The organism is Marinomonas sp. 15G6-16 (genome assembly GCF_055809555.1).
Map to the genome: position 1 here is coordinate 2,711,642 of NZ_CM147916.1, position 14,303 is coordinate 2,725,944.

The 14,303-nt window shown below is 42.6% G+C and carries 11 protein-coding genes; 4 read left to right on the plus strand and 7 right to left on the minus strand.

Translation table 11 applies throughout. The features are described 5' to 3' along the window. Position 1: 1 nt before the first annotated feature. Positions 2-493: an acetolactate synthase small subunit gene (gene ilvN / locus AC0L46_RS12990; protein WP_414680332.1), complete on the plus strand. Its 492-nt coding sequence runs from the start codon at positions 2-4 to the stop codon at positions 491-493. An 86-nt stretch (positions 494-579) separates the two neighbouring features. Here ilvN and AC0L46_RS12995 read toward each other — a convergent pair whose 3' ends face one another. After that, positions 580-1,782, minus strand: coding sequence for a bifunctional alpha/beta hydrolase/OsmC family protein (locus AC0L46_RS12995; protein WP_473504138.1), 1,203 nt, complete (start codon positions 1,780-1,782; stop codon positions 580-582). Between the two features lie 791 nt (positions 1,783-2,573). On the opposite strand from AC0L46_RS12995, the gene AC0L46_RS13000 reads away from it, so the two are divergent. Both AC0L46_RS13000 and AC0L46_RS13005 read left to right on the plus strand, forming a co-directional pair. Next, positions 2,574-3,674, plus strand: a complete 1,101-nt coding sequence (locus AC0L46_RS13000) for a hypothetical protein (protein ID WP_473504140.1) — start codon at positions 2,574-2,576, stop codon at positions 3,672-3,674. Positions 3,675-4,329: 655 nt separating this feature from the next. After that, positions 4,330-4,644: an antibiotic biosynthesis monooxygenase gene (locus AC0L46_RS13005; RefSeq protein ID WP_473504142.1), complete on the plus strand. Its 315-nt coding sequence runs from the start codon at positions 4,330-4,332 to the stop codon at positions 4,642-4,644. Positions 4,645-4,807: 163 nt separating this feature from the next. Here the strand turns inward: AC0L46_RS13005 and AC0L46_RS13010 are convergent, their stop codons facing one another. Both AC0L46_RS13010 and AC0L46_RS13015 read right to left on the minus strand, forming a co-directional pair. Then, positions 4,808-6,229, minus strand: coding sequence for an aldehyde dehydrogenase family protein (locus tag AC0L46_RS13010; RefSeq protein WP_473504144.1), 1,422 nt, complete (start codon positions 6,227-6,229; stop codon positions 4,808-4,810). Positions 6,230-6,354: 125 nt separating this feature from the next. Then, positions 6,355-7,491 carry an MFS transporter gene (locus tag AC0L46_RS13015; protein ID WP_473504146.1) on the minus strand — a complete coding sequence of 379 codons (1,137 nt, stop codon included), beginning with the start codon at positions 7,489-7,491 and terminating at the stop codon, positions 6,355-6,357. Between the two features lie 111 nt (positions 7,492-7,602). On the opposite strand from AC0L46_RS13015, the gene AC0L46_RS13020 reads away from it, so the two are divergent. Then, on the plus strand, positions 7,603-8,529 hold the full coding sequence (locus AC0L46_RS13020; RefSeq protein WP_473504148.1) for a LysR family transcriptional regulator: 927 nt from the start codon (positions 7,603-7,605) through the stop codon (positions 8,527-8,529). Here the strand turns inward: AC0L46_RS13020 and AC0L46_RS13025 are convergent. From AC0L46_RS13025 to AC0L46_RS13040, 4 genes are all read right to left on the minus strand, one after another. Then, the gene (locus AC0L46_RS13025; protein ID WP_473504150.1) at positions 8,526-10,226 is read right to left on the minus strand and encodes a SulP family inorganic anion transporter; all 1,701 of its coding nucleotides are present in this window, start codon (positions 10,224-10,226) and stop codon (positions 8,526-8,528) included. The two genes, AC0L46_RS13020 and AC0L46_RS13025, sit on opposite strands and share 4 nt — an antisense overlap. 48 nt (positions 10,227-10,274) lie before the next feature. Then, positions 10,275-11,153 (minus strand): MBL fold metallo-hydrolase, encoded by an 879-nt coding sequence (locus AC0L46_RS13030; RefSeq protein WP_473504152.1) that lies wholly within the window; start codon positions 11,151-11,153, stop codon positions 10,275-10,277. A gap of 222 nt (positions 11,154-11,375) precedes the next feature. After that, positions 11,376-11,888, minus strand: a complete 513-nt coding sequence (luxS, locus tag AC0L46_RS13035; protein ID WP_473504154.1) for an S-ribosylhomocysteine lyase — start codon at positions 11,886-11,888, stop codon at positions 11,376-11,378. Positions 11,889-12,061: 173 nt separating this feature from the next. Then, positions 12,062-14,236, minus strand: a complete 2,175-nt coding sequence (locus AC0L46_RS13040; RefSeq protein WP_473504156.1) for an esterase-like activity of phytase family protein — start codon at positions 14,234-14,236, stop codon at positions 12,062-12,064. Between the last annotated feature and the right edge of the window lie 67 nt (positions 14,237-14,303).

A 14,303-nucleotide genomic window follows, 5' to 3' on the forward strand; every position in this document is an offset into this window, starting at 1 on the left:
TATGCGACACATTATTTCTGTATTAATGGAAAACGAGCCTGGTGCTTTGTCGCGCGTTGTTGGTTTGTTTTCTCAGCGTAACTTTAACATCGAGTCATTGAACGTAGCGGCAACAGACGATGCAACCTTGTCTCGTTTAACACTGACAACCTACGGTTCTGACCAAGTCGTCGAGCAAATTACGAAACAGCTAAATAAGCTGATTGATGTTATTAAGCTGGTGGACTTAACTGAAGGTCAGCACATCGAACGTGAGATGATGTTAGTAAAAGTACGTGCTACGGGCGCTCAACGAGCAGAAGTGAAACGTACGGTAGACATCTTCCGTGGCAACATTGTTGATATGACACCGTCAATCTACACGGTTCAAATCGTTGGTGAATCAGACAAACTAGATGGCTTCCTACAAGCTTTAGGTGGTGCACATCTGCTTGAAGTGGTTCGTACTGGTGTTTCTGGTATCGCACGCGGTGAAAAGACACTGTCTTTATAATCACTTTGTTACGATAATTGATATTAAAAAGCCGCTCACATGAGCGGCTTTTTTTGTTTCGAGTCTTTATTTAAACCGTATTCTGTTTAGACAACAAGTTTGCTGATCACGGCAACTTGACTGTGGAGCGTTTTATGAACCGGGCATTTATCGGCGATTTCTAAAAAACGAGCCGCTTGTTGTTCGTCTAAATCACCTTTAAAACTGATGTTTCTCACAATAGCTTCAATGCCGTTTTGTTCTTCGCAATTATCACAATCCTCCTTGTAGTTTCGGGTATGAGTCAGTTCTACCTTTATGTGCTCGACAGGTAATTTTTTTCGCTCTGCGTACATTCTGAGTGTCATTGCAGTGCAAGCACCCAAGCCAGCTAAAACATGTTCGTAAGGATCTGGTCCGGAGTTTTTACCACCCACCTTGACTGGCTCATCCGCTATCCAATAATGGCTTGACGTACTCACATGTTGAGCGAACTTGTGATCTTTTTCTTCCACCAGTACATGACCTTTTGTCACCTTGCTTTGATAAGTTGTTTCTTCGCTTGGAACGTATCGACTTGCCCAAGCGGCGATCACATCAGCGGCGTATTCCGAATCCTTTTTGTCACTGAGCAAATGGTCTGCATTATCTAAACTGACAAAGCTCTTTGGATGCAAAGCGGCTTGGTATATTTTCTCCGCTTCGGTGATGTTCACTATGCTGTCGATAGGGGAATGCATGACCAACAAGGCTTTTTTCAACTTACTGATATGCTGATTGCCATAGCTATTAATGTCATCTAAAAACTGCTTTTGAATCTTAAAATGACGACCAGCAAGGCTCACTTCCGCCTCGCCATGGACTTCTATATCGTCAAGGTGAGCGGAAAAATTATGGGCGACATGAGCTGCGTCTGACGGCGAACCAATGGTGACCAGCGCCATGGACTCTGGCACTTTTTGCGCCACGCCTAATACCGCAGCGCCACCAAGACTGTGACCAATTAACAGTTTGGGTGCGGCGTATTCATCACGTAGAAAATCCGCTGCCGCTACCAAATCTTGAACATTCGACGAAAAGTTAGTATTAGAAAAGTCGCCGTCACTGTTGCCTAACCCTGTAAAGTCAAAGCGCAATACCGCAATGCCTTTTTCCATTAACGCACGACTGATCCGAGAAGCCGCTGCCACATCTTTACCGCACGTAAAGCAATGAGCGAAGAGGGCGTAAAACTTGATATCGGATTCAGGTGTTTCTAACAAGCCACTGAGCCTGTTATCACCACTGGTAAATTCTACTTTCTGACGCATTAAGACATTCCTTCAACCAAAAAATAAATAGAGAGCACACAGTCATGCTCAAAGTTACTCCCAGTATGGCTGAAAAGCGGAAAGACAACTTAAGAAACTGAGCAAGAAAATAGACATCTACAAGGAAGGTTAATTAGCACGTCAAACTTAAAGCAACCACACGTAGGTCGAACTTTAGTTCGACACTCACGACTAAATCAACACCTTAAGGGTCGAACCCCTTTTCTATCTGCAAAACGTTTAATGAATAAAGAGCCAATTGAAAAGGGCTTTTACCCTGACTATTTTTACCAAGCCGCCATTTGAAAATGACATTCCTCCTCGAAGCTTTCCTCAATAAAAGAGCCGCCTACCTCGATGGAATGTCATCTTTCAAACGCCTCACAACGTAGGTCACGATGAGGGAAGAACGACCGTAATCTGATACTGAAAACGCAGTTTTCATTTTCCACAATATCTCAAAGTCGAACTCCTTTGCTACAAAAGGGTTTTAACCCCACTTATCAAAATGCATACTGGAAATCCTAATTCACTCGCGCTACATTAATGCCATAATGGAGTAGAAAAACAGTGACTAGCGGATGGTTAACCCTCGTAAAATTCCTCTTTTTTCTTCCTTGAAACACAGCGCGCATGCTCACTTTACCAGTTTTAATTTTGTGAATAGCTTTATAAAACACTGAATATTCAGTTAGCTGTAGAGATATTTAGAGCGTTTTTAAAATGTGTAAACGCGCATGCGCACTATTAAAAATGTTATGTACACGAAAATATTCAAAAAAGGAGTTTATATGAATGAAACTTATATTATTGGAGCTGGCTTTTCAAAAGAAGTAAATGTTAAATATCCAATACTTTCTGAATTAACAGCTCAAGTTTTTACAATATTTCAGGATAAATATTCAAATTCTTCAATCTTAAAGCATTATAATACTTTGCCAGATGAATGCAAGTCTGATATAGAAAAACTATTATCATTTTTAAGTGTTAATTGGCCATGGAAAACGGAAATAGATAAGTATCTTGATTTAGCCTTATATAAAGCAATTGAGGAATTATTGATAATTGTTATTAGTAATGTAAAAAACGAAGATATTGATGAAGAATATATAGATTTTATCAAGCAAATTTCTTATGAGAAATGTAATATAATCACTTTAAATTACGATACCCTAATAGAGGAAATTGCTGGAAATAACAATCAAGATAAAATTCTTGAATATTGTGGGTATGAAATATATATTGAGGACAAAAATGATAAAAATAAAATTCTCGAAAAAAATGAAAATATTATAAAAGTTAAAATCCCTACTAAAGTTATCGGTAACAGAAAAATTGATGAGCAAATCCGTGTTCGGAGAAGTTTTTATGATGATTCAGATGAAAAAATAGTTAACAACGCGTTTGAAGAATTAATTGGTCACCCATGGACATATACTTCTCCAAAAGATCACTATAAAAAAATAAAAAATTCTAAAAAAAATAGAATTCCAAAAGTGATTAAACTACATGGTTCAATAAATAATGAATATTCAGAATCAAGTGGTAAAATCATTCCTCCAACACTAGATAAATCCGTTTACTATTCAAATGAACAAGTTCGTATGGGGTGGACGCTGGCATTAGACCAGCTATCTTCATCTAATAAGGTAATTATTGTTGGTTTTTCATTTCCTCAAACAGATCTTTCAATGATTTATTTGCTTCAAACAGCCATTCAGAATAATAAAGGATTGGAAATACAAGTAATTAATATTGAAGAAAAGGAAAAAGTTTTAGAAAAGTATAAAACGATGATCAACGATATAGAAAATAGAATAAATGTAGAATATTGTGGTATTGAATATCCTTTAAAGAAATATATTAAAGATAACATTTGTAGTGAGACTTAATAGTCTTAGTTACCAAGACACCCACTTTAGGGAGATAGTTTGGCTGATTCGGCTAAGACTAAATCAGGACAGGCATCTTAAGAACCCAGTTTTTTCAAGGTTTCCAGTTTTTCTTGACCATATCAAAAAAGACCAATTAGGACACAGAGGCGTTAAGTGCTATATGAATATTAAACTACAAACCAATACCGAAGATCCAAGATTAGAATACTCTCAATATTGAGAAGTATGATGATGAATCTGGTTTTGGAGTAACGATTAATGTCGTGTCGAATAGTTTCGCTGCCAAAGTATTTTTTACTTTTGGGGAGTGGTCCATGCAAGAATTTATTAACCAGCTTCAAAGCTGTAATTAAACTCTTTTAGGGTAAGCCAAATTAAAACCTGAGTGGGATAATTGGTTTACTACATTTACTGTCAAGCACAGTGGGCAAGTAACAGTAAGTGGTATGCTTTACACGCTAGACCAAGAGTTGAAACTTTAGTTCTCTACCGACCAGACATATTTAGGCACGCTTATTAAAGACTTGAATGCATGGAAAAAGAGGTAAAGCACTTAACAAAAGTATCTTGAGTGACCTTTTTTGCGCCGCTTGAAAAAGACTAAGCAACACAAAAAAGGCGCCAAATACTGGCGTTACCCCCAGAGAAATATATGTACCACAGAGAATGGAAGTGTCGCTGCCCCAAAGAAACTGCTGATGGTTTTGTTGGATACCTAGCAGAAACGGGGATTAAAGATACTCAGAGCATAGAAGGCTGTACTGGATATCAAGTGTTAAAAAGAGAAGTCGGAGATGAGATAGAAATAACTTTTGTCTCCTTCTGGCAAGAGTTTGAATTGATGAAGGAATACGCTGGAGACAATCTTTATAAAGCTGTGCTTTACCCAGAGGATCACAAATATCGAATTGTTCCTGATACTGAAGTAAAGGTGTATGAAGTGATTGAGGCTTTAACTGCTAACTAAAGCCTCAATTAGCCTCTGATTGAGGCGCTAAATATTAAAATATCTAAATCAGTAAAAATGATATATAGATTGATTCTCTGGAATGAAAAAAAAGGCCATCTTAGTTTCCTAAGATGGCCTTTTTAATGAGCTAAATTTTTACGAGTTCAACCCAGTGATGGATTTAACAAATAATCGCTTTGGTTTCTATGTATTCGTGCAGTGCTTCTTCGCCCCATTCGCGGCCGTTGCCGGATTGTTTCACTCCGCCGAAGGGTGCGTACATGCTGAAGTAGCTGCCTTGGATGTAGCATTGGCCCGCTTCTAAGCGTGCGGCGATTGGAAGCGCTGCGGCTTTGTCTTTGGCGTAAACACCAGAAGAGAGGCCGTATTCGCTGTCGTTGGCGATGTCGATGGCTTGTTCAATGTCGTCGTATTCCATGATGCATAGAACAGGGCCGAAAATCTCTTCTTTGGCGATGCGCATGTCACGGGTTACTTTGGTGAAAACAGTCGGTTTGACGTAAAACCCTTTGTTGACAGATTCTGGTTTTTCCCCATCGCCGATGAGCAGTTCTGCGCCTTCTTGTAGCCCGATCTCAATGTATTCTTTTACTTTTTTATACTGTTGTTCTGACGCCAATGGCCCCATGGTCACGTCTTCACGGGTTGGGTCGCCAACGACTTGTTCTTGAGCAACGGCTTTGGCTACCTTGATGATGTCTTCATAGCGGCTTTTTGGTACCAGCATACGAGTAAGTGCGTTGCAGGTTTGGCCTGTATTGCCCATGACATCTTCGATACCGTAACGAACGGCGGCGTCTATGTCAGCGTCTTCTGTGATGATGTAAGCGGATTTTCCACCTAGCTCTTGGCACACACGTTTTACGGTGGACGCGGCGTTTTTCGCCACTTCGATTCCGGCGTGGGTGGAGCCTGTGAAGGAGATCATGTTCACTTTCGGGTGTTCGGCCATTATTGGGCCAATCTCATAACCTTGTCCGAAAACCAGGTTGAACACGCCCGCAGGTAAGCCAACTTTGTGAATGATTTCCGCCATGATGTAATCCGCCAATGGTGTTTGTTCAGCGGGTTTTTCAATCACGGTACAGCCAGAAGCTAAGGCGGGAGCGAGTTTCCCGACAAGCTGATGAAGTGGGTAGTTCCAAGGGTTGATTAGAGCACAAACACCAATCGGTTGTTTGGTCAGTAAAATGTTGTCTCTTTCTTCTACCTTGTCCATGCTGGCAATCGCCAGTTCGCCATAATAACGCATGGCGTCAATGGCGCAGTCCACATGGAAAGCACCCGCGATGCTAACAGGGCAACCCATGCTGATAACGTGTGCTTGAACTAGGTCGTCGTAGCGAGCTTGCATTTCGTCGGCAATGGCATTGAGGTATTTTGCTCGTTCCGCAACCGGTGTGTTTGACCAGATTGGGAAGGCTTTTTTGGCCGCATCGACAGCGAGATTAACGTCTTCAGCAGTCGCCATTGTGACTTCGGCGGCGCATTCTTCTGTCGCTGGGTTGATCACTGAAAAGCGCTCTTGGCCCTTTGTCAGTGTCCAATCACCATTGATGTAGGCGTGAGTTATCTGTTTCATAACGATAAATTCCTTAACGAAATAGATGTATTGATTAACTCAGACTAATACGCGATGAGTGATTGGACAATTGATTTTTTTCTCCTTAATTGGTAAATAAAATTAACCAAATAATGTGTTTTACGCTAAGCGTTCGATTTCCCTTTAAAGAGCGTCACGATATAGAGAAAGTAGATTCCAGCCGCCACAGAAACAAAGGCGAACACAGCTTGAGCGCTTCCCGGAATAAATTCCATAAAGGAGGTGAGAAATTGCCCTAGAAATACGGCCATGGCGAAATAGGATAGGTTTTTTCCTCTTTGGCTAGGGAGACTTCTTTCGACAGTAATATGGTTCAGTAAGGGAATGGATAAGCCAAATCCTACGCCTGAAAAAATGCCGCCAAGAATAAGTATGTAAGGGTTTTCGCCAAAGTAATAGGCCGCGTGAGATAGGGCGTAAAAACAAAAAGCAAAACTCAGTGACCCCTTGTCTTTAAAGCGTGTGTATATTTTCGGCAAAAAGTGCGCTGTGATGACGGCCATCAAGGATACAAAGGCTAGGAATAAGCCGATTTTGTCTTCTGTGTACCCTGAATGTTCCATGGTAATTGGCAGTACCACAAAACCAGAAAAGAAGAAGGTCATCGCAATACAGGAAGTAATGAAAATTGGCTTTAAAGAGGCTTGTTTGGTGTTTGCTGATTCGTGGGTATCTGTGTCTGGATCAGCAGGGTATGTATTCGGCACTAATAACAGCATCATGCCTAAGAAAATCCACGCCATAGCATACAACAAGAAAGGCTGGTTCCAGCTGTTAAGGGCGAGTAAACCACCGATGAACAAAAACACCACGCCACCGAGCTCTATTGCCATGCCTTGTTTTGCCATCATGGCGAGGCGCTTATGACCAAAATAGAATTGGGAAATTAAAGTCGTACTGCCCGCCATGGTTAAGGCGGTGACGGCACCCAATAAAATACGATTGACGAATACGCTTTCTGGGCCGTACAACCATTGTCCTGAAAGACCCAATGCGCCATATAGAAATAACGCGATGGCGGTGCAGTAATAAGCCCCATATTTGTCGATCAGTCGTCCTGCGAAGGGAGCAAAAAGCACGACGCCTAAAGACGGTAGCGTGATGAGTAAGCTGGCGTAATCTTCCATGCCGAGATTTTGAGCAATGCTGGGTAACGCAGGTGCAACGATAGAGCCAACCATAATGGTCAGGCTGGAAATGCACAGTAAAGTGAGGCTTCCTAATCTGGAAAGGTAACTCATGATGACTCCTAATAATCTGGTCTTTGGGTAAGTTGGGGCTATTTTAAGTGGCTGGCTTTTATATTAAAAATGATTTAATTTGATAGAATCTATACATTCTTGGTATGAGTTATGGACGTTAAATCGTTAAAAAGCTTTGTGGCAGTGGCCACATTAAGAAGCTTCTCCGCTGCAGCACGAGAATTGCATACGGTTCAGCCTGCCATTAGTCGACATATTGCAGGCCTTGAAGAAGAGTTAGGCACGAGTTTGTTTATTCGCAATACCCGTGAGGTGCAAATCACCGCGGCTGGCTTGCAACTATTGAGTGATGCTAAAGCGCTATTAAAGCAATTTGATGAGGCGAAGAGCCGAACTCAAAAAGCCGCGAAAGGTGAGTTAGGGCATTTACGAGTTGGGTATTTGCCGTCGGCTTGTTTGACCTTGATTCCTTATTTGGTGAAGCGCTTTCATACGGCATTTCCTCATGTAGACATTAGTCTGTATGAAATGACAGCGGCAGAACAACTGACTGCCTTTAAGAATGAGGACATTGATGTGGGCGTGTCTCGCCCATTGCCAGCCGATGGGATTGCTGGGTTAAACAGCGCGCTTTTATACCGAGATCATCTGTGTGTTATCGTCCCAGAAGAACATGTGATGGCAGACAATGACAAAATTAAGCTCAATGATTTACAGGAAGAAAATATCATTTTGTTTCATCGGGAAGAAGCGGTGGGCTTGTTCGATACCATTATCCATTTGTGTCAGGTAAACGGTTTTTCACCAAATTTATCGGCTCAGCCAAAGCATATGCAGACGTTATTGACTATGGTTGCGTCTGGTTTGGGCGTGGCGATTGCCCCTTATTGTGTCGCCAAACTCTATACGAAAGGGTGTCGCTTTATTCGCATAGAAAAGGACGAGACTGAAATACTGACGCAAATTCATTATCAAGAAAAAGGTCTAACGCCAACGGCCAAGGCTTTTGTCGAATTGGCAAAAACCTCGGCTGGTGTGATCCAAGAGCAAATGAAAGTTCTATCATTTGACGCTTAAGATAAGGCCTCAAAAGCTTGATAATGGGAAAGGTAAACTTTTCCAGATAAGTGCGTCATAAAATCACTCGCTTTTAATTGGTCCATAACTGGGCCTTTTACTTCAGATAACGAAAGCTTGATGCCTTTATCCAAAAGCTGCCTGTTGAGGGATTCCAGCATTTCAAGTGCACTAAAATCAATCTCACTGATCGAGTTACATTGAATAATAATGTGCTCGATTTCCGCTCTGTTCTGAATCATGTTTAATATGGTTTCTTCGAGAAAGGCTGAGTTGGCAAAGAACATACTTTCATCCAATCGCAGGCTTAATAAATGCGGTAGGGTTTTTACGTCATGTCTTTGTATGTTTCTAAAATGTTCAGTGCCTTCGATTAATCCCACTTCGGCAATGTGCGGCTCAGAGGACTGAGACAGATGCAGCATAATCGATAAGATCACGCCTGACGCAACGCCAATTTCTACACCAAGCAATAAAGTGATGGCGATCGTGGAAAACGCAGCGTAAAAATCATTGCGCGAAAAACACCATGTCTTTTTCAAAATAGAGAAATCAATCAATCCAGAAACAGCCACAATAATGGTGGCTGCCAAGGTGGCTTTTGGCAGAAAGAAAAGTACAGGTGTTAAGAAGAGGGACGCAATCAATATTCCGAATGCCGTCATGACGCCAGCCATTTGGGTCACGGCACCTGCGTCAAAGTTCACAACCGAGCGTGAAAACCCACCTGTTACAGGGAAGCCTCCAGAAACGCCAGACGCCAAGTTTGCTGCCCCTAAGCCAATCAATTCTTGATTTGGTTTTACTTTTTCACCGCGTTTTGCGCCGAGTGTTTTTCCCACTGAAATGGATTCCACATAACCTATGATAGAAATCATCAGTGCTGGCAGCATGAGTTCTTGAATCAAACTCAAAGAAGGTATCGATAGACTGAAATGAGGCAAGCCCGCTGGAATAGCACCCGTGATAGCCACACCGTGAGATCCTAGGTCGAAAAAGTACACAACGAGAATGCTGGCGAAAACACCGATAATAGGCGCTGTTTTGGCTAAAGGTGCGGCGTATTTTTCCGGAAAGGTTAGCAGCAAGAAAAAGGTTTTAGCGTAGCGTTTTGCTAACAATAAAAAGGCAATAACGGATAATCCCATTATCAAAGTTGGCATGTGAAGGCCCGAAACATTCTCCGACATGCTGATGATTTGAGTGGCAAGATTATCTCCGTGGGCCTTGATGCCGAAAATGTGTTTTAGCTGACTAACGGCAATGATTATCCCAGAAGCGGAGATAAAGCCCGAAATCACTGGATGAGATAGGAAGTTGGTTATCTTGCCTAGCTTCATGAATCCCATTGCAATTAATAGCAGGCCAGATAAAAGGGCGAGAGTAATGGCGCCTGTTAAATAGCTTGCGCTGCCTTGTTCAGCAATGTTGGCCAAAGATGAGGCGGTCATTAATGAGGCAACCGCCACAGGCCCAACAGACAATGACGAGCTGGTTCCAAAAATAGCGTAAACAATCAAAGGTAAGATGCTGGAATACAAGCCAACTTCAGGCGGTACACCTGCGACCAGTGCATAAGCTAAAGATTGCGGAATCAATAGCATGGTGACGATTAATGCCGCTGTTGCATCTTGGCCGAACTGAATTCGGTTATAGCTCTTTAGCCAAGATGCCATTGGAAACAAACTTAGAAGCATTCTCGGTTCTCCGTTCTGTACGCGTTTCAACTTTAGGTAAGAGGCTTTTTATTGAAACGCGTTGATTGGAACTTTGAGATACACCAAGCCGTTTTCTTCTTTCTCCGGCATGTTTCCTGCTCGCATATTGATTTGCAATGAAGGCAAAATGAGACGAGGCATAGACAAGGTTTTATCACGGTTTTCACGAAGTTCAACAAAGGTGGCTTTTTCAATGTCTGTTTTTACGTGAATGTTGTCGTTTTTCTGAGACTTAATGGTGGTTTCGAATTTCAATTCTCGACCATTAGGGCAGTAGTCGTGACACATAAACACGCGATGGCCTTCAGGCAACGCCAATATTTTTTGAATGGAATCGTATAAGACGCCAGCGTCGCCGCCTGGGAAATCGGCTCTTGCTGTTCCCCCGTCTGGCATAAATAAGGTGTCGCCAACAAAGACAGCATCGCCCAAAATATGAGTAAAGCAGGCTGGCGTATGTCCTGGAGTATGGATGGCAGAACATTCTAATTCGCCTATTTTATATTGCTCGCCATCGTGAAAGAGATGATCGAATTGAGAGCCGTCTAGCTCAAATTCTGTGCCTTCGTTAAACACCTTACCAAATGTTTCTTGGACGATTGTGATTTGTTCGCCAATGCCTATTTTTCCACCGAGTTTTGACTTTAAGTAAGGTGCCGCTGAAATATGGTCTGCGTGAACATGAGTTTCAATAATCCACTCTACTTTCAATTTGTGTTCCGTCACGAAGTTGATGATGTCGTCTGCGCTGCTGTTTGATGTCCCGCCTGAGGCGTAATCAAAGTTCAGTACGCTGTCGATAATGGCGCAACGGTTGGATTTAGGGTCTTGTACCACGTAGGAAAAAGTACTGGAGTCTTCTTCGAAGAAGGCGGTGACATTGGGTTTGCTTGCGTTATCAATCATGGTTTTCTCCTTTTGATTAGAGAATAAATATTAGACTTTTCTAATATAGTGTATTTTCTAAACTTCAGCAATGAAAATTGTTAGGACAGATTGATTATTGAGAAGAGGCGTTGCTGGTGCTTTTCTTTAGCAGTGAGGTGATTTGAGCCTGAATAAAATAAAAAAGGTGGTCATATAGACCACCTTTTTAGGATTCGCTTTAGAGCTGTAAGCTGTGCTCTCTTAGCTGTGTTCTTTTAAGAATTCTTCGCTTAAGTACAGCTCTTCGTTGCTGTTTACTTTTACGTCACGGTCTAGAATCATTTGTGCGATTTTCTTCGCTTCTTCTAGGGAGTGCATTTCGTATGTTCCGCATTGGTATTCATTAAGCTCTGGAATGTCTTCTTTTGCTTTTACGGTTAGTACGTCAGCCATGGCTGCTTTCCAAGAAGCAGCAACTTTATCTTCGCTTGGCGTACCGATTAAGCTCATGTAAAAACCCGTGCGACAGCCCATTGGGGAAATGTCGATGATTTCTACGCTGTCACTGTTTAGGTGATCTCGCATGAATCCAGCAAACAAGTGTTCCAAAGTGTGGATGCCTGTTTCAGAAAGAATCTCTTCATTTGGAATACAAAAACGTAAATCGAATACTGTGATGTCGTCGCCCTTTGGCGTTGACATGGATTTAGCAACACGAACGGCTGGTGCGTCCATACGCGTGTGGTCTACGCGAAAGCTGTCTAATAAAGGCATGGTTTTCTCCAAGAATATATATGAGTTCAATTTTAGTGTCATTGTACAGCAATCTTGAAGATCTGTAAGGCAATGATGAAGGCAATAGTTTCACTGATTGAATGATTTATTCAACAAAGAAAAACGGCCTCAATATTGAGGCCGTTTGTGGTTTGTGCGAATGAGAAACTGATTTATCGAAGCGTGCCAAGTTTCATGAAGTAAGTTTCACCAGTACTGTCATCGACGCCGTCGTTATCTGTTACGGCATATCCTTGTCCTAGGCTATCAAGAGTGAAGCCTTCAATCTTATCAACCACTATGCCATTACCCGCTTTTAGTTCTGGTAAGAAATCGTGTACTAGTGTCTTTTTCGCCAAAGGCAGTTGAGAACCAATAGCGGCAGGCTTCAACGAGCTTAGATCCACTTTGTACAAACGCTTCACTTTCGCTGCTTGTGCTAGTTGATTGTCTCTTTCTAAAATATACAGCATGCCATCGCGTGCCGTAATTTCAGATAGCCCCATCCAGCCTTTTTGAGCCGGCTCTAGTGGGTAGTAAACTGCTTGCCATGATTGGTTGGCTAGGTCGTAGCGTAATAACTTGGTACGATCTTTAGCATCGTCTTTCCAAGGGCGTTGAATCGCCACCCATAGGGCATCGTCCGCTAACGTGATGCCTTCTGCCCCAAAACGTAGCTGATGTTCCAGCAGCTCATCAGGGAACGGAATCGTTTGGTCGATCTCACCGTATTCCGTGACATGGTAAACTCCATGGGGAACTTCTTTATCAGGGTGGCCTTCAGAGGCTAGCCAAAAGCCGCCTTTAGGATCTACAGCAATGCCTTCTAAATCTAATTTCTCAGCAGGCATTCCTTGGCGTGTTACGGTTAATTTATGGATGATACGAGCCGGAGTTTGGTTCGCATCAATGGTGAAAATAGCTGGCTGTGCAGAATAGAAGCTATCGTTAACCCCATAAAGTTTGCCCGGTGTTTTCAAGTCAGCGGCTAAACCTGATAGCGCCCCCCAACCTATAGGTTGTCCAGAGGCATTGTTTTGCGACACTATGCTCGGATAGTTGGCATTTTGTTCCTGCCATTGGTAGAGCATCACGTGAGAGCGTGGCCCACCATCTTCCACTAGGTCTGCTTCATTGGCTGTAGCAATGATATTTCGTTGCGGTATCGCAATGGCAGATTCTGGTGCGATACCGGAAGGCATCATTTGAACAAGCTCTGGCGCTGCGCCTGTGTCACGATAAACCCCGACAATGGAGCCGCGCTCTGACATGACAAAAATATATGTATCATTGCCGAACTTAGCGACTTCTAAACCTTCAGGTTCAGCACCTTTTTTATTGGAGCGCTTTTCTGGGTAATGACCCGTTTTAATCACTTCATGCTCGAAGCTTTCCGCACTTTCGAACAAGACATCACCTTGTTTGTTGAAAATGGTGAAGCCGCGAGCGCCGCCTTTATAATCACCTTCATTTGCTATTACAAAGCGCTCATTGTCGAGCCACTTGACTGCATCGGGTTCACGTCGAACGTTTTCTAAGCTCTCATTGAAGACCAAAGCGCCATCGCGTTTGGTGTCAATGTTAGAAAGATTGACCGTGCCTGCAGAGAAGTCATTAACAACCTTTTTGCTGTTAGCGTTGATAATGATCAGATGGTTGTTTTCCTGCAAAGTGAGCACAATTTCATTAAGATCGTTAAATGCGACAAATTCTGGCTCAGGATCATTCGGCGCAATCTCAGCAAGCCCGTTAAGGTCTATTTTATGAACACTTTTGCAAATGCCAGTGTCGACGTCGAAGTCAATGATCGATAGATAACCAGCAGGCTGTTGTGGTATTTCACCATCATTTAGGTCTTCATCTCGCTCATTCTCAATCGCCACTGCGATGTACTTGCCATCTTTTGAAACCGCTACAGAATCAGGCTGCCCACCAAGATCGCAACGCTGCACAACCTGTTGGCTACTAAGGTCTACCACAGCTAAATAACCGCTAGGTTTTACATAGCTTTCAGAAGTGTTTACGCCGGCAACTACCCAGTTTGCAATACCAGCTACTGAAGTGGGTTCTCCATCTAAGGATAAGAATCCAGCAGCTTGAGGGTTACGAGGGTCTTTGATGTTAACAAAGCCGACGCCACCCAATGGGCTATCAGAGTAAATGAGTGTATTACCATCTTCCGACGCTGTGATGATCTCCGCTGATGTTTCGCTAGCAATAGGATTGCTGCCTAGATTTTGAGTAACAGGGAAACTAGCAACACGCTGAAAAGAATTGGCCGAGGCGGTTAGGGCAACACCTGCTAGGCAAGTGGCGACTAGAGTACGACGAAAGTGGTTTATTAGCATTTTTATCTCCGAAGTTGATGAGCTATGGAGACTAACGCTAAGGTATTTTAATGACATTCTTATGTCG

Excerpts from the sequence above, each read along its gene's own strand:
- AC0L46_RS12995 (WP_473504138.1), bottom strand. The coding sequence starts at position 1,782 with ATGCGTCAGAAAGTAGAATTTACCAGTGGTGATAACAGGCTCAGTGGC.
- AC0L46_RS13030 (WP_473504152.1), bottom strand. The coding sequence starts at position 11,153 with ATGATTGATAACGCAAGCAAACCCAATGTCACCGCCTTCTTCGAAGAA.
- AC0L46_RS13025 (WP_473504150.1), bottom strand. The coding sequence starts at position 10,226 with ATGCTTCTAAGTTTGTTTCCAATGGCATCTTGGCTAAAGAGCTATAAC.
- luxS (WP_473504154.1), bottom strand. The coding sequence starts at position 11,888 with ATGCCTTTATTAGACAGCTTTCGCGTAGACCACACGCGTATGGACGCA.
- AC0L46_RS13040 (WP_473504156.1), bottom strand. The coding sequence starts at position 14,236 with ATGCTAATAAACCACTTTCGTCGTACTCTAGTCGCCACTTGCCTAGCA.
- AC0L46_RS13015 (WP_473504146.1), bottom strand. The coding sequence starts at position 7,491 with ATGAGTTACCTTTCCAGATTAGGAAGCCTCACTTTACTGTGCATTTCC.
- AC0L46_RS13000 (WP_473504140.1), top strand. The coding sequence starts at position 2,574 with ATGAATGAAACTTATATTATTGGAGCTGGCTTTTCAAAAGAAGTAAAT.
- AC0L46_RS13020 (WP_473504148.1), top strand. The coding sequence starts at position 7,603 with ATGGACGTTAAATCGTTAAAAAGCTTTGTGGCAGTGGCCACATTAAGA.
- ilvN (WP_414680332.1), top strand. The coding sequence starts at position 2 with ATGCGACACATTATTTCTGTATTAATGGAAAACGAGCCTGGTGCTTTG.
- AC0L46_RS13010 (WP_473504144.1), bottom strand. The coding sequence starts at position 6,229 with ATGAAACAGATAACTCACGCCTACATCAATGGTGATTGGACACTGACA.
- AC0L46_RS13005 (WP_473504142.1), top strand. The coding sequence starts at position 4,330 with ATGTACCACAGAGAATGGAAGTGTCGCTGCCCCAAAGAAACTGCTGAT.